The organism is Aeromonas sp. 603607 (genome assembly GCF_049171595.1).
Taxonomy (GTDB): Bacteria; Pseudomonadota; Gammaproteobacteria; order Enterobacterales; family Aeromonadaceae; genus Aeromonas; species Aeromonas veronii.
In genome coordinates, this window is the sequence record NZ_JAAKOV010000016.1 from 22,652 (window position 1) to 37,547 (window position 14,896).

Genomic DNA, 14,896 nt, shown 5'->3' on the forward strand with positions numbered 1-14,896 from the left:
CGGATTAGTCATGGATTAAAACAACAATCATTTTTGCAACAAACGCTGGAATAAAGTGCGTTTGTCGGTGATTTTGAAACCGATTCACTCATATTTACTAACCTATACCGCCAAAATAGCTCTGCAATCCTATGTTCGATTGCAATTAACCACTTGATAAATGTGGTTTATTACCCTGCGTTAACAAGCCTCTCACCTTTCCCTTTGATGCACATTCCGATAACATCAGTCAAACAAGGATTGTGAAATAAAATTTCTTTTGTTCTTTTGTTACACATGATCCAGATCAAGTTTTTCTGAGTCAGCCCCGCTCTATAATCGACTCAGAAAGCGATTTAGTAAGGCATGTGAAAAAGCTGTTGCAACGATACCGTCTTGACAGGGCGACTATAATTGCCGGGCATTGCCAACGTCTTACTAAACAGTTTTCAAATAATCAGGAGATAAACATGGCAGTAACCAATTTGGCTGAACTGGATGCACTGGTCGCCCGCGTTAAGGAAGCCCAGCGTGAATTCGCCAGCTTCTCTCAAGAGCAGGTAGACAAGATCTTCCGTGCCGCCGCCCTGGCCGCCAACAACGCCCGTATCCCCCTGGCCCAGATGGCCGTGGAAGAATCCGGTATGGGTATCATCGAAGACAAGGTTATCAAGAACCACTTCGCCTCCGAATACATCTACAACAAGTACAAAGACGAGAAGACCTGCGGCATTCTGAGCGAAGATGATCAGATGGGTACCATCACCATCGCCGAGCCGGTAGGTATCATCTGTGGTATCGTTCCGACCACCAACCCGACCTCCACTGCGATCTTCAAATCCATGATCGCGCTCAAGACCCGCAACGCCATCATCTTCTCCCCGCACCCCCGTGCCAAGAACTCCACCAATACCGCTGCCAAGCTGGTACTGGATGCCGCTGTTGCCGCTGGTGCGCCGAAAGACATCATCGGCTGGATCGACCAACCGTCTGTTGAGCTCTCCAACGCCCTGATGAAGCACGACGACATCAACCTGATCCTGGCCACCGGTGGCCCGGGCATGGTGAAAGCAGCCTACTCCTCCGGTAAGCCTGCTATCGGTGTGGGTGCCGGTAACGTACCTATCGTTATCGACGAAACTGCCGACGTGAAGCGTGCGGTTGCCTCCATCCTGATGTCCAAGACTTTCGATAACGGCGTGGTCTGTGCTTCCGAGCAGGCGGTCATCGTTGTTGATGCCATCTACGACCAGGTTAAAGAGCGCTTTGCATCCCACAAGGGCCACGTGCTCTCCAAAGAAGATGCTGACAAGGTACGTAAAGTCATCCTGATCAACGGTGCCCTGAACGCCAACATCGTTGGCCAACCAGCCACCAAGATTGCCGAGATGGCAGGCGTGACTGTACCGGCTGATACCAAGATCCTGATCGGTGAAGGCGTCAAGCTGTGTGCAGAAGATGAGTTTGCTCACGAGAAATTGTCCCCGCTGCTCGGTATGTTCCGTGCTAGCAGCTTCGAAAACGCCGTTGATATGGCCTGTGACATGGTCAACATCGGTGGTATCGGCCACACCTCCGGTCTGTACACCGACCAGGACCGCAACGCTGACCGCATCAAGTACTTCGGCGACAAGATGAAGACCGCGCGTATCCTGATCAACACTCCGTCTACCCAAGGCGGTATCGGTGACCTGTACAACTTCGCAATGGCTCCGTCCCTGACCCTGGGTTGCGGCTCCTGGAGCGGTAACTCCATCTCCGAAAACGTGGGTCCGAAGCACCTGATCAACAAGAAGACAGTCGCAAAACGGGCAGAAAACATGCTGTGGCACAAACTTCCGAAATCCATCTACTTCCGTCGTGGTTCCCTGCCGATCGCTCTGAGCGACCTGGAAGGTAAAAAGCGTGCCATGGTCGTGACCGACCGCTTCCTGTTCAACAACGGCTACGCCGATGAACTGGTCAGCCTGCTGAAAGCACAGAATATGGAAGTGGAAGTGTTCTACGAAGTAGAAGCTGACCCGACCCTGGCTGTGGTTCGCAAGGGTGCCGAGATGGCCAACTCCTTTAAACCGGACGTTATCCTGGCGCTGGGCGGTGGTTCACCGATGGATGCGGCCAAGATCATGTGGGTGATGTACGAGCACCCGAACACTGCGTTCGAAGATCTGGCCATGCGCTTCATGGACATCCGCAAGCGTATCTACAAGTTCCCGAAAATGGGCGTGAAGGCCGAACTGGTCTGTATCACCACCACTTCCGGTACCGGCTCTGAAGTCACTCCGTTTGCGGTAGTAACCGATGAAGTGTCTGGTCAGAAGTATCCGCTGGCTGACTACGAGCTGACCCCGAACATGGCCATCGTTGATGCCAACCTGGTCATGGGTATGCCGAAGTCCCTGTGTGCCTTCGGTGGTATCGATGCCGTGACTCACGCCATGGAAGCCTATGTTTCCGTACTGGCTAACGAGTACTCCGACGGCCAGGCACTGCAAGCCCTGAAAATGCTGAAAGAGTATCTGCCGTCCAGCTACCAGAACGGTGCCAACGACCCGATCGCTCGTGAGAAGGTGCACAATGCTGCCACCATCGCCGGTATCGCGTTCGCCAACGCCTTCCTGGGTGTGTGCCACTCCATGGCTCACAAACTGGGTGCCGAGTTCCACATTCCGCACGGTCTGGCTAACGCCCTGCTGATCAGCAACGTCATCCGCTACAACGCAAACGACAACCCGACCAAGCAGACTGCGTTCTCCCAGTACGACCGCCCGCAGGCTCGTCGTCGTTACGCCGAAGTCGCTGACCACCTGGGTCTGACTGCTGCCGGTGACCGCACCGCCGCCAAGATCGAGAAGCTGCTGACCTGGCTGGACGAGCTGAAGGCTACCCTGGGTATCCCGGCCTCTATCCGCGAAGCTGGCGTGACTGAAGCTGACTTCCTGGCCAAGGTTGACCAGCTGGCTATCGAAGCTTTCGATGACCAGTGCACCGGCGCCAACCCGCGCTACCCGCTGATCAGCGAGCTGAAGCAGGTGCTGCTGGACTCCTACTACGGTCGTCCGTTCACCGAAGCCGCTCCGGTAACTGCTGCCCCGGTTGAAGCCAAGGTTGAAGGCAAGAAGAAATCCAAGGCCTGATAACCAGTCCTGAGATAACAAGCCCGCGCACTGCGCGGGCTTTTTTTATCTGCCACTTATCACAGAGCTCCTCTCTCCAGCCGATTGCGGTAGTGCAAGCCCCTAACTTCCCAACCAACCAACTCGCCCCAGCCAATCCGCTATCGATATCCCAACCTGTGACTCTGTATTGATGGTCCCCTCTGATAACAAGAGCACGCCCCATCACCTCCTATCCCCTACCCGCAACGAATTACCCTGACGGGCAGATGTGAACAGTCAACGTCATCTACAGAGCTAAAGGTGTGATAAACAGGATAAGCGGAGCCTCGCTAACGCAACGCAGCAGAACTGCCGACTGGCGTACGTGCAGGGCAGCAGGGACAGAGCAATGATAATTCGCAGAGAAAGCGGAGAAGACTGTCAGTGAAGAGAGTTGTTGCACCGGTTGATCAACCGACACATCAATCAGCAGTTGCCACGATGCAAAGATAAAAAAATGGCAGCCATCTGGCTGCCATCGGGAGAGCACGATTCAGCGATCAGAGGGTCGCAGCGACTTCATCGGAGATGGAGCCGTTGTGATACACCTCTTGTACGTCGTCCAGATCTTCCAGCATGTCGATCAGACGCATCAGCTTGGGCGCGGTCTCGGCATCCAGCTCCGCTTCGGTGGAGGGGATCATGGTCACTTCGGCGCTCTGGGCCTTGAAGCCGGCAGCTTCCAGACCATCCAGCACAGTACCGAAGTCGTTCGGGGTAGTGTACACCTCGATAGTGCCATCCTCTTCAGTCACCACGTCATCGGCGCCCGCTTCCAGCGCGGCATCCATCAGGGCATCTTCGTCTACCCCAACGAAGGTCAGCAGACCTTTCTTGCTGAACAGATAGGCAACGGAGCCGTCGGTGCCCAGGTTGCCACCGCACTTGCTGAAGGCGTGACGCACTTCGGCTACGGTACGGTTACGGTTGTCGGTCAGGCACTCTACCATTACGGCAGAACCAGCCGGGCCGTAACCTTCGTATACGATGGTCTCGAGCTGTTCGCCATCGCCACCACCGGCGCCACGCTGAATGGCACGGTTGATGGTGTCGCGGGTCATGTTGTTGGTCAGGGCGGCAGTCACCGCAGCACGCAGACGCGGGTTGTTGGCGGGATCGGCATCACCCAGACGCGCGGAGGTAGTGATTTCGCGGATCAGTTTGGTGAAGATCTTGCCACGCTTGGCGTCCTGAGCGGCCTTGCGGTGTTTGATGTTGGCCCATTTACTGTGACCTGCCATAGAGACTCTCCGTTATTTTTTAAATGTCAGTAACACTGATCATGACTAACCCAAGGGAAACACAGAGGCCGCACGGCGGCGGCCTCCGGTGCCGGTATCGGCTTACTCGTCGCCCTTGACGGTGGTTGCAATCGCCAGCTCACCCAGTTGGGCGGCATTGGCAAGGCTGGGGGCGTCTGTCATCAGACAGGCGGCCGCGGTCGTTTTCGGGAAGGCGATGACGTCCCGAATGTTTTCGGTGCCGGTCAGCAGCATGCTGAGACGGTCCAGACCGAAGGCCAGACCGGCGTGCGGCGGGGTGCCGTACTTCAGGGCATCCAGCAGGAAGCCAAACTTCAGGCGCTGCTCGGCCGGGGTGATACCCAGGATATCGAACACGGTGGATTGCATCTCGCTGTTGTGGATACGGACAGAGCCGCCACCCACTTCGTAGCCGTTGATCACCATGTCGTAGGCGTTGGCGTAAGCCCCCACAGGGTTGGCTTTCAGCTCGGCCGGGCTCATGTTGCTCGGCGCGGTGAACGGGTGGTGCATGGCGGCCAGACCACCTTCACCATCTTCCTCGAACATCGGGAAGTCGATGACCCACAGAGGTTTCCAGCTGTTCTCCAGCAGGCCCAGATCGCGACCCACTTTCAGACGCAGGGCGCCCATGGCATCGCAGACCACTTTCTTGCTGTCAGCGCCAAAGAAGATGATGTCGCCGTCGGCAGCGCCGGTACGAGCCAGGATCTCGCGCACGATCTCGTCAGAGAGGAACTTGGCAACCGGAGACTGCACGCCTTCGATACCATTGGCCGCTTCGTTGACCTTCATCCAGGCCAGGCCCTTGGCACCGTAGATGCCGACAAACTTGGTGTATTCGTCGATCTGCTTGCGAGAGAGCTCGGCACCGCCCGGGACTTTCAGGGCAGCCACACGGCCTTTCGGATCGTTGGCGGGGCCCGCGAACACGGCGAACTCGACAGCAGTCAAGAGGTCTGCCACATCGACCAGCTCCATCGGCAGACGCAGGTCCGGCTTGTCGGAGCCATAGCGACGCATGGCTTCGTCGAAGGTCATGATCGGGAAGTCGCCCAGATCCACGTTCAGGATGTGCAGCCACAGTTTGCGGATCATCTCTTCCATCACTTCACGCACCTGCGGTGCAGTCATGAAGGAGGTCTCCACGTCGATCTGGGTGAATTCCGGCTGGCGGTCGGCACGCAGGTCTTCGTCACGGAAGCACTTGACGATCTGGTAGTAACGGTCGAAGCCGGACATCATCAGCAGCTGCTTGAACAGCTGGGGCGATTGCGGCAGGGCGTAGAACTTGCCCTTGTGCACGCGGCTCGGCACCAGATAGTCACGGGCACCTTCCGGGGTGGCCTTGGTCAGCATCGGGGTCTCGATATCGAGGAAACCGTGCTCGTCCATGAAGCGGCGCACGAAGGCACTGGCCTTGGCGCGGGTCTTCAGGTACTTGGCCATCTCGGGGCGACGCAGATCCAGGTAGCGATACTTGAGGCTGATCTCTTCGCTGTTGACCTGGTTGAAGTCCAGCGGCAGCGGCTCGGCACGGTTGATGATGTTGAGCTCGTGAGCGAACACTTCGATGGCACCGGTGGCCATGTCGCTGTTGCGCTGGGACTCGGGACGGGTGCGCACTACACCTGTCACCTGGATGCAGAACTCGCCGCGCAGCTCGGAGGCCAGGGCGAACGCTTCCGGTTTGTCCGGATCGAAGAACACCTGCACGATCCCTTCGCGATCGCGCATGTCGATAAAGATCAGACCGCCGAGATCACGACGACGATGGACCCAACCGCACAATGTAATGGTCTGCCCGGCATGGGCCTCATTGACCTGTCCGCAATAGATAGAGCGCATGGACTTCTTCCTTCGAAATTGTAGAGAGACGGTTAACCTTGGGCCGCCGGGCACGACTGGCAAGCACCGTCTGTCTCACAGCTGGCCAGATTCTTTTTCTTACCCGGTTTGAAATCAGTCTCGTACCATCCGGTTCCCTTGAGCCGGAAGCCTGCCGCCGATATCAGCTTGACCAGATTCGGCTTGCTACAGGCCGGACAGTCGGTCAGGGGGGCATCGGAAAGCTTTTGCAGTTTTGCCAATTCATGGCCACAGACGTCGCAACGATATTCGTAGATAGGCATGGGTCACAAGAAATTGAAAAACAAAAGGGCTGGCATTATAGAGGAAAACCCCCTTTTGGGTAAAATGGCCAGCAGCCTCCTTTCGCCAGTTTTTTGCACTCGATGGCAAAAAGCGGGCAAAAAATCGGCACGAATGCACCTAGAGCGAAGAGAATAGCCATCATGAGCCTCTATTTGGGCCTGCCACAGTGGTCCCACCCCAGCTGGCCCGGCCAGTTGCTGGGCCTTGGCGCCAAGCCTGCCGAACACCTCGCCCACTACGCGGCCGTCTTCAACTCGGTGGAGGGTAACACCACCTTCTACGCCCTGCCGACACCGGATACGGTACAGCGCTGGGCCGATGCGGTGCCCGATCACTTTCGTTTCAACTTCAAGTTTCCGCAAACCATCAGCCACCAGAGCGATCTGGTGAGCGCAGACAAACAAGTCGCCGACTTTATCAAGCTGCTTGCGCCACTACACGACAAGCTGGGGCTGCTCACCCTGCAGCTGCCCGCCCGCTTCGGGCCACAGGGGCTGGCCAGACTGGCGGCCTTCATCGATCGGCTGCCACGGGCGTTTCGCTACGCCCTCGAGGTGCGTCACCCCGACTTTTTCGCCAAGGGGGAGGCCGAGCGGGCATTGAACCGGCTGCTGATGGAACAGGGTGTGAACCGGGTGATGCTCGACAGCCGGCCACTCTTCTCGGTGCAAGCAACCACGCCAGCCCTTGTCGATGCCCAGGGCAAGAAACCGCGCCTGCCGGTGCATCTGCTGGCCACCGCCAACGCCCCCATGGTGCGCCTGATTGGCCTGCCGGATCCGGCGGCCAACCACCCCTTCCTGCCCAGCTGGCTCCCCCACTGGCGCCAGTGGCTCGCGGAGGGGAAAGATCTCTACCTCTATATACATACTGCCGACAACGCCCAGGCCCCTGAGCTGGCCCGCCAGATCACCCGCTTGCTGGAGCAGGAGATGGCCCCCTGGCCGGGGGAAAACGATCGCGCACGGCAGGGAGTGCTGCGCTTTTAGCCAACCCATTCTGCAGCCATCGTTTCGCTGCAAAAAAAGTGCTTTTTTGTGGCGTGGCAAGCCCTGGCGTCAAGACAAACGGCCATCAATCCTCTACACTACCGCCCCAAGTAAGGGTCCGGAACATGGCCCGTACGAACAGGAACGGTCCAAAGGATTTCACGACCAGCCACCCCGTTCGTAAACAGGTGATAAATCTACTCTGATGGGTGTCACCCAACGACTCAATTGAACAATACAGCCGGGTGATGTCCCGACTGTCAGGTTGCGCCAGCATGCAGACCAAAGACCAAATTTTTGCCGCCCCGATCGCCCGATTGGGCGACTTCTGTTTTGACGAACAGGTCGTCGACGTATTCCCCGATATGATCCAGCGCTCGGTGCCGGGTTACAGCAACATCATCTCTGCCATCGGCATGATGGCCGCCCGCTACGCCCAACCCGAGAGCCGACTCTATGATCTCGGCTGCTCACTGGGCGCCGCGACCCAGGCGATGCGTCGCCATGTCGGCCAGCCCGGCTGCCGCATTACCGCGGTGGATCTCTCCCACCCGATGATCGAACGCGCCCGCGCCCACCTCTCCGGTTTCAAATCCGAGGTGCCGGTGGAGCTGGTAGAGGCGGATATCTGCGACATCGAGATCGAGAACGCCTCCGTGGTGGTGCTCAACTTCACCCTGCAATTTGTCGAGCCAGAGAAACGGGCCGCCCTGATCCAGCGTATTCACGATGGGCTGCGCCCGGGCGGGATCCTGATCCTGAGCGAAAAGTTCCGCTTCGAAGATGAACCGGTCAACGAGCTGCTCATCGATCTGCATCTCGACTTCAAGCGGGCCAATGGCTACAGCGAGCTGGAGATCAGCCAGAAACGCACTGCCCTTGAGAACGTGATGCGCACCGACAGCCTGCCGGTGCATCAGGCACGCCTGCGGGATGCCGGTTTCGTCCATCAGGATCTCTGGTTCCAGTGCTTCAACTTCGGCTCCATGATTGCCATCAAATCCAGCGACGCCCAGCCATGATCGACTTTGCCAATTTCTATCAACTGATTGCCAAAAACCGGCTGAGCCACTGGCTGCATACCCTGCCCGCCCAGCTGCATGCCTGGCAACATGACAACCAGCATGGCGATCTGCCGCGCTGGAATCGCGCCCTCAACAAGCTGCCGGTGGTCTCCCCCGGCAACATCGAGCTGAAAAGCCGGGTCGAGATTGGCTCAGCCGAGAGCCTTGGCGAAGGGGAGCGCAAGAAGGTCGAGAGCCTGCTGCGCCACTTCATGCCCTGGCGCAAAGGGCCGTTCACCGTACACGGCATCCATATCGATACCGAGTGGCGCTCTGACTGGAAGTGGGATCGGGTGCTGCCCCATATCAGCCCGCTCGAAGGCCGTTACGTGCTGGATGTGGGCTGCGGCAGCGGCTACCACCTCTGGCGCATGGTGGGTGAAGGGGCCAAGCTGGCGGTCGGTATCGACCCTAGCCCGCTGTTCCTCTGCCAGTTCGAGGCCATTCGCCACTTCGCAGGCAATGATCAGCGCGCCCACCTGCTGCCGCTCGGCATTCAGGAACTGCCGGAACTGCGTGCCTTTGACACCGTCTTCTCCATGGGGGTGCTCTATCACCGCAAATCCCCCATCGAGCACATCGAACAGCTGCGCAATCAATTGAAAGACGATGGCGAGCTGGTGCTGGAAACGCTGGTGATTGACGGCGGGGTCAACGACGTGCTGATGCCCACCGACCGCTACGGCAAGATGCGCAACGTCTGGTTTATTCCCTCAAGCCGCGCCCTCAAGCTGTGGGTCGAGCGTTGCGGCTTCACCGACGTGCGGATTGTCGATGAAAATATGACCAGCACCGACGAACAGCGTCGTACCGACTGGATGATTAATGAATCCCTGAGTGACTATCTGGACCCAGACAATCCGGCACTCACGGTAGAAGGACATCCGGCACCGAAACGTGCCGTACTGATTGCCAGAAAGGCCAAAGACTAGCCGATGGCGGCTGTGGAAGTTACACTGACCCAATTCCAGGAAGCACAGTTAAATGAATGACATGAAAAGCAAATTAAAAGGAATGACCCTGCTCTCCCTGCTTAGTCTCGGCGGGTGTGTCAATATGGAAAAAGCGCCTCAGGTTCCTGCCCTGACGCTGGCCGAGCTTCGTAGCGAGCTGAGCCAGAGCGAGCAGCGCCTGCAAACATCCATGGAACAGCAACAGAAGCAGTATGTGCAGCAACAGCACCTGCTGGTTCAGCTCAACACAGATGTCACCAATATGAAAGAGTCCGTCAAGCAAGTAGACCACAAGCTCGCCACCCTCCCCTCCGAGCCGCCCAAGCCGATGGCCATCCCCACCGAGAAGTGCCCGGCCCCCAATCAGGGTCACACCATCGATGGCAAGCTGATGGTCGGTGAAGCCGAGTGGATCTGGGTTGATGCGGCCAACGACGCCTTCCAGGCGCGGGTCGATACCGGTGCGACCACCTCCTCCATCAGTGCGCAGGAGATCACCATTTTCGAGCGCAACGGCAAAAACTGGGTGCGCTTCTTCCTGAGCCATCAGGAAGTGGACGACAAGATCCAGATCGAAGCGCCGCTGGTGCGCCATGTGCGGGTGCGTCAGGCCTCTGCCGACGATCTGGACCGCCGTCCGGTAGTGCGTCTGGCCGTGCGCATTGGCGACATGACCGAGAAAGCCGAATTTACCCTGAAAGACCGTAGCGACATGACCTTCCCTGTGCTGCTGGGTCGCGAATTTTTGAAAGACATCGCCGTGGTTGATGTGGCCCGCGAATATATCCAACCCAAACCCAAGCTCAAGGATGTGAAATAATCCATGGTTTCCCGTAAGCCGTTCTATTTGCTGGTAGCCCTGCTGTACATTGTCGGCCTGGGGATGACGATCTATCACCATATCGCGTTGGATGTGCCGCTGACGCCCGGTGAAAAGCGCCAGATCTGGTCCATCGAAGCCAAGCTGGAGTTTGAGGCGACCGGTGAGCCGGTGATCGCCTCTCTGGCCATCCCGGGCACCCAGCCCGGTTTCACCCTGATGAACGAGAACGCCGCCAGCCCCGGCTACGGCCTCTCCTTTGTCGAGAAAGATGGCGATGCCCGCGCCGAGTGGTCCATCCGCACCGCCTCCGGCCGTCAGGAGCTCTACTACCGCGTCGACATGATGGCGGATGCCCATGCCAAACCGGCCGCCAATCCGCAGCCGCCTGCCATCGAGAAGCAGATCGAGAGTGAGCCTTATGCCACCGCGATGAAGCAGATCCTCGAGCGGGCGCAGGAGCGCTCCGCCGACGGCTACACCCTGACGCGCGAGATCATCAAGGAGATCGAGAAGCAGGAGCAGAACGCCGAGCTGCTGAAAAAGCACAAGAGCCGCGCCAACCTGATCGCCGAGCTGCTCAACAATGCTGACGTCCCCACCCGCGTGGTGCATGCCCTGAATCTGGAAGATGGCCGCCGTCGTCAGGAGCTGGTGGATTACCTGCAGGTATTCAACAGCCCGACCGACTACAAGCTGTTCAACCCGCAAACCGGTGAACAGGGTCGTCCGGCCAACCTGCTGCTGTGGGAATACAACTCCGGCGCCCTGCTGGACGTGACCGGTGGTCACAACTCCCGGGTCAGCTTCTCGATGATCGAACAGGAACAGCCGGTCAGCGTGGCACTGGCGCAGAAGTTCGAAAAATCAGAGATGATGAACTTCTCCATCCACAGCCTGCCGCTGGAAGAGCAGACCCTGTTCAAGGGCTTGCTGCTGATCCCGATTGGCGTGCTGATGGTGGTATTCCTGCGGGTTCTGGTGGGGATCAAGACCTCCGGTACCTTTATGCCGGTGCTGATCGCGGTCGCCTTTATCCAGACCTCACTGGTCACCGGCCTCATCGGCTTCCTGCTGATCGTCGGCACAGGTCTGGTGATCCGCTCCTATCTGTCACGGCTCAACCTGCTGCTGGTCGCCCGAATATCGGCCATCATCATCATGGTTATCTCGATGATCGGTATCTTCTCCGCGTTCGCCTTCAAGCTGGGGCTGACCGACGGCATGAAGATCACCTTCTTCCCGATGATCATCCTCTCCTGGACCATCGAACGGATGTCCATCCTGTGGGAAGAAGAGGGCCCGAAAGAGGTGTTCCGCCAGGGTGGTGGCTCTCTGCTGGTTGCCGTCATCGCCTATCTGGCCATGGATAACGAGCTCATTCGTCACCTCACCTTCAACTTCCTCGGCCTGCAGCTGGTGCTGATGGCGACCGTGCTGTTGATGGGTAACTACACCGGCTACAAGCTGAGCGAACTGAAGCGCTTCAAGCCGCTGGTGGACGAGATGAAATCTGGCGTCACCCCGGGTAAGGACAAGTAACCGATGTGGTTCTGGGAAAAATACACCACCCCGTGGAGCCTGTCCCAATCAGGCATCCTCGGCATGAACAAGCGCAACCACTCCTACATCAGCCGCTACAATCCGCGCAGCCTCTATCCGCTGGTGGATGACAAGCTGCAGACCAAGCAAATTGCGCTGGATGCAGGCGTGACGGTGCCTGAGCTGATCGGCACCATCCGTGCCCAGCACGATGTAGGTCGCATCACCGAGCTGGTGAAAGATTGGCCGGGCTTCTGCATCAAGCCGGCCCGTGGCTCTGGCGGCAAGGGGATCCTAGTGATCCTCCGTCAGGAAGATGGTCTCTTCTACAAACCCAACGGCAGCGCCTGCAACGGCCAGGATCTGGAGCGCCATGTCTCCAACATTCTGGCGGGGCTCTATTCGCTTGGTGGCAAGCCAGACGTAGCGCTGGTCGAAGGCCTTATCAACTTCGATGACGTATTCGACGGCTACTCGTTCGAAGGGGTGCCCGATGCCCGGGTGATCATCTTCAAAGGCTTCCCGGTGATGGCGATGATGCGCCTCTCCACCTCGGCCTCCGATGGCAAGGCGAACCTGCACCAGGGCGCCGTTGGGGTGGGTCTGTGCCTGCGTACCGGCCGCGCGCTGCGGGCGGTGCAGTTTGGCAATCCGCTGCGACACCACCCGGATACCGGCCTCGACCTCTATGAGCTCAAGGTACCCCACTGGGATACCCTGCTCACCCTGGCCGCCTCCTGTTACGAGATGTCTGGTCTGGGCTATATCGGTACCGACATGGTGCTGGACAAGTTCCGCGGCCCCATGCTGCTGGAGCTCAACGCCCGCCCGGGTCTGGCCATTCAAATCGCCAACGGTCGTGGCCTGGTGCCCAACCTCAAGACCATCGAGAAGCTGGGACAGGTCAAGATGAGCGTGGCGCAGCGGGTCAACTTTGCCAAAGAACACTTCGGTATCTTTGACGAGTAGTCCCGCCCCCCATGTCAAAAGCGCGCCAAAGGGCGCGCTTTTTTATGACTGCCGTTTATCGGCGCGCTGCCGGCAACGACAATCCTGCCGAGCAATGGGACAGAACCAGACAGCCAAACAACGGCCATAAAAAAACCGATGCCTGGGCATCGGTTTTTCACTATCCGGCACGCAGACCCGATTACAGGGAAGCAGCGTTCTCGGACAGATACTTGGCAACGCCATCCGGGGAGGCGGTCATGCCTTTCTTGCCTTTCTCCCACTGAGCCGGGCACACTTCGCCGTGCTCTTCGTGGAACTGCAGGGCATCCACCATGCGCAGCATCTCGTCGATGTTGCGACCCAGCGGCAGATCGTTGACTACCTGGTGACGAACAACACCGTTTTTGTCGATCAGGAAGGAGCCACGGAACGCCACACCGGCTTCCGGGTGCTCGACATCATAGGCTTTGCAGATCTCGTGCTTGATGTCGGCAACCAAGGGGTACTTGACTGGGCCGATGCCACCGTCTTCGATCTTGGTGTTGCGCCAGGCGTTGTGAGAGAACTCGGAATCGATGGAAACACCGATCACTTCCACGCCACGCTTGTTGAACTCTTCCAGACGGTGATCGAAAGCAATCAGCTCGGACGGGCAGACGAAGGTGAAGTCGAGCGGATAGAAGAACAGGACGGCTGCCTTGCCTTTGATGTGGGATGAGAGGGTGAACGAATCAACGATCTCGCCATTACCCAGAACGGCTGCGGCGGTAAAATCGGGTGCGGGACGGCCTACCAATACCATATTCAATTCCTCTTTAAGTGAAGTGAACAATCCAGTCAGGATTGGGCTACCAAGAGCCTAGTCCGTCTAATTCAAGCGACAAATTATAGACCCGGTGGTAGATTAGTTAAATCAAATTAAATAGATAGCATTAATCGGATTTTCCTATGCAACGTTGGCCCAGCCTCAAACAGCTGCAATATCTGGTCGCTCTCGACGAGCACAAGAACTTCAACCGCGCCGCCAAGGCCTGTCATGTCAGCCAGTCGACCCTGAGTACCGGGATCCAGACGCTGGAAGAGATGATGAACCTGCAACTGGTGGAGCGGGACCACAAGAGCTTCATTATGACCCCGGTCGGCATGGAAATCGTCGAGCGCGCTCGCAATTTGCTCTCCGATGCGCGAGATCTGATGGAACTAGGTCAACACCAGGGTGGTGTGATGCAGGGGACCGTGCGTCTGGGCTGTATTCCCACCATCGCCCCCTTCCTGCTCAGCAAACTGCTGAAAGTATGCAGCAAAACCTATCCTGACCTCGAATTGTTACTGCGGGAAGACACCACCAGCAATCTGCTTAAGCAGCTGGAACAGGGTCAGCTCGACTTGCTGATCCTCGCTCTCCCCATCGAGATCGGTGGTTTTCACTGCAAGACCGTCGGCCAGGATCCGTTCCACATGGTGATGCCCGCCAGCATGGCGGCCGGTCTGCACACCCCGTTCGACTACAAGGAGCTGCCAAACCAGAGCATCTTCCTGCTGGAGCGGGAGCACTGCCTCACCGAGCACGCAGTGAGCGCTTGCCGTCTGCGGGACAAGAGCAAGATCAATCCCTTTGCCGCCACCAGCCTGCACACTCTGGTGCAGATGGTCGAGGCGGGACTTGGCACTACCTTCCTGCCTCAGATGGCCATCGACGCCGGCATTCTTGCCAATTCGGATCTGGTCGCCATTCCCCTGCCGGGGGAAAAATCCTATCGCGAGATCGGCATGGTTTGGCGTCCCAGTACCACCCGGGTGCAAACCTTCTATAAGCTGGCCGAATTGCTTACCCCACTGATCAATCCCGCCCACTGACCCTGAATGCCAGCCGCAGGCTGGCGTTTTTCGCTCACTTGCCGCATTTTCTCCTTTCGGGACTAGGTATCAAGCCAGATCCCTGTTTATGATGGAAAAGTTGTCACGCCACTGGCGGCCGTCACCATATTCTGTCCGGGGTGGCGGTTAACAGACGTCTCTATTGG

Annotated in this window: 12 protein-coding genes; 8 read left to right on the forward strand and 4 right to left on the reverse strand. The window is 57.9% G+C overall.

The window, feature by feature from the left end:
* Window positions 1–449 precede the first annotated feature (449 nt).
* On the forward strand, window positions 450–3,116 hold the full coding sequence (gene adhE / locus G5315_RS15250; RefSeq protein ID WP_106844015.1) for a bifunctional acetaldehyde-CoA/alcohol dehydrogenase: 2,667 nt from the start codon (window positions 450–452) through the stop codon (window positions 3,114–3,116).
* 521 nt (window positions 3,117–3,637) lie between these two features.
* Here the strand turns inward: adhE and G5315_RS15255 are convergent.
* The 3 genes from G5315_RS15255 to G5315_RS15265 all read right to left on the reverse strand — a co-directional run bounded on the left by G5315_RS15255 (window position 3,638) and on the right by G5315_RS15265 (window position 6,531).
* Window positions 3,638–4,378, reverse strand: a complete 741-nt coding sequence (locus G5315_RS15255) for a YebC/PmpR family DNA-binding transcriptional regulator (RefSeq protein WP_005337681.1) — start codon at window positions 4,376–4,378, stop codon at window positions 3,638–3,640.
* A gap of 102 nt (window positions 4,379–4,480) precedes the next feature.
* Complete coding sequence (aspS, locus tag G5315_RS15260) at window positions 4,481–6,247, reverse strand: aspartate--tRNA ligase (RefSeq protein ID WP_043821337.1); 1,767 nt, start codon at window positions 6,245–6,247, stop codon at window positions 4,481–4,483.
* A 32-nt stretch (window positions 6,248–6,279) separates the two neighbouring features.
* Complete coding sequence (locus G5315_RS15265; RefSeq protein ID WP_005337686.1) at window positions 6,280–6,531, reverse strand: FmdB family zinc ribbon protein; 252 nt, start codon at window positions 6,529–6,531, stop codon at window positions 6,280–6,282.
* A gap of 162 nt (window positions 6,532–6,693) precedes the next feature.
* Here G5315_RS15265 and G5315_RS15270 point away from each other — a divergent pair, with 162 nt between their 5' ends.
* From G5315_RS15270 to G5315_RS15295, 6 genes are all read left to right on the forward strand, one after another.
* Window positions 6,694–7,542 carry a DUF72 domain-containing protein gene (locus tag G5315_RS15270; protein ID WP_421324809.1) on the forward strand — a complete coding sequence of 283 codons (849 nt, stop codon included), beginning with the start codon at window positions 6,694–6,696 and terminating at the stop codon, window positions 7,540–7,542.
* 275 nt (window positions 7,543–7,817) lie between these two features.
* Window positions 7,818–8,564: a carboxy-S-adenosyl-L-methionine synthase CmoA gene (gene cmoA, locus G5315_RS15275; protein WP_421333296.1), complete on the forward strand. Its 747-nt coding sequence runs from the start codon at window positions 7,818–7,820 to the stop codon at window positions 8,562–8,564.
* The gene (cmoB, locus tag G5315_RS15280; RefSeq protein ID WP_013723597.1) at window positions 8,561–9,538 is read left to right on the forward strand and encodes a tRNA 5-methoxyuridine(34)/uridine 5-oxyacetic acid(34) synthase CmoB; all 978 of its coding nucleotides are present in this window, start codon (window positions 8,561–8,563) and stop codon (window positions 9,536–9,538) included. The genes cmoA and cmoB overlap by 4 nt, the downstream gene beginning before the upstream one ends.
* Window positions 9,539–9,590: 52 nt before the next feature.
* Complete coding sequence (locus G5315_RS15285; protein WP_005337698.1) at window positions 9,591–10,379, forward strand: ATP-dependent zinc protease; 789 nt, start codon at window positions 9,591–9,593, stop codon at window positions 10,377–10,379.
* A 3-nt stretch (window positions 10,380–10,382) separates the two neighbouring features.
* Window positions 10,383–11,921 (forward strand): inactive transglutaminase family protein, encoded by a 1,539-nt coding sequence (locus tag G5315_RS15290; RefSeq protein WP_265773592.1) that lies wholly within the window; start codon window positions 10,383–10,385, stop codon window positions 11,919–11,921.
* 3 nt (window positions 11,922–11,924) lie between these two features.
* Window positions 11,925–12,890, forward strand: coding sequence for an alpha-L-glutamate ligase-like protein (locus tag G5315_RS15295; protein WP_421333297.1), 966 nt, complete (start codon window positions 11,925–11,927; stop codon window positions 12,888–12,890).
* 181 nt (window positions 12,891–13,071) lie between these two features.
* Here G5315_RS15295 and G5315_RS15300 read toward each other — a convergent pair whose 3' ends face one another.
* Window positions 13,072–13,674: a peroxiredoxin C gene (locus tag G5315_RS15300; RefSeq protein ID WP_216953261.1), complete on the reverse strand. Its 603-nt coding sequence runs from the start codon at window positions 13,672–13,674 to the stop codon at window positions 13,072–13,074.
* Between the two features lie 146 nt (window positions 13,675–13,820).
* Here G5315_RS15300 and G5315_RS15305 point away from each other — a divergent pair, with 146 nt between their 5' ends.
* Window positions 13,821–14,729, forward strand: coding sequence for a hydrogen peroxide-inducible genes activator (locus G5315_RS15305; protein WP_216953260.1), 909 nt, complete (start codon window positions 13,821–13,823; stop codon window positions 14,727–14,729).
* Window positions 14,730–14,896 lie beyond the last annotated feature (167 nt).

What these genes read in the sequence shown, in the direction of transcription:
- aspS (WP_043821337.1), bottom strand. Translation starts at nt 6,247, where the DNA reads ATGCGCTCTATCTATTGCGGACAGGTCAATGAGGCCCATGCCGGGCAG.
- G5315_RS15255 (WP_005337681.1), bottom strand. Translation starts at nt 4,378, where the DNA reads ATGGCAGGTCACAGTAAATGGGCCAACATCAAACACCGCAAGGCCGCT.
- cmoB (WP_013723597.1), top strand. Translation starts at nt 8,561, where the DNA reads ATGATCGACTTTGCCAATTTCTATCAACTGATTGCCAAAAACCGGCTG.
- G5315_RS15285 (WP_005337698.1), top strand. Translation starts at nt 9,591, where the DNA reads ATGAATGACATGAAAAGCAAATTAAAAGGAATGACCCTGCTCTCCCTG.
- cmoA (WP_421333296.1), top strand. Translation starts at nt 7,818, where the DNA reads ATGCAGACCAAAGACCAAATTTTTGCCGCCCCGATCGCCCGATTGGGC.
- G5315_RS15290 (WP_265773592.1), top strand. Translation starts at nt 10,383, where the DNA reads ATGGTTTCCCGTAAGCCGTTCTATTTGCTGGTAGCCCTGCTGTACATT.
- G5315_RS15270 (WP_421324809.1), top strand. Translation starts at nt 6,694, where the DNA reads ATGAGCCTCTATTTGGGCCTGCCACAGTGGTCCCACCCCAGCTGGCCC.
- G5315_RS15305 (WP_216953260.1), top strand. Translation starts at nt 13,821, where the DNA reads ATGCAACGTTGGCCCAGCCTCAAACAGCTGCAATATCTGGTCGCTCTC.
- adhE (WP_106844015.1), top strand. Translation starts at nt 450, where the DNA reads ATGGCAGTAACCAATTTGGCTGAACTGGATGCACTGGTCGCCCGCGTT.
- G5315_RS15300 (WP_216953261.1), bottom strand. Translation starts at nt 13,674, where the DNA reads ATGGTATTGGTAGGCCGTCCCGCACCCGATTTTACCGCCGCAGCCGTT.
- G5315_RS15265 (WP_005337686.1), bottom strand. Translation starts at nt 6,531, where the DNA reads ATGCCTATCTACGAATATCGTTGCGACGTCTGTGGCCATGAATTGGCA.
- G5315_RS15295 (WP_421333297.1), top strand. Translation starts at nt 11,925, where the DNA reads ATGTGGTTCTGGGAAAAATACACCACCCCGTGGAGCCTGTCCCAATCA.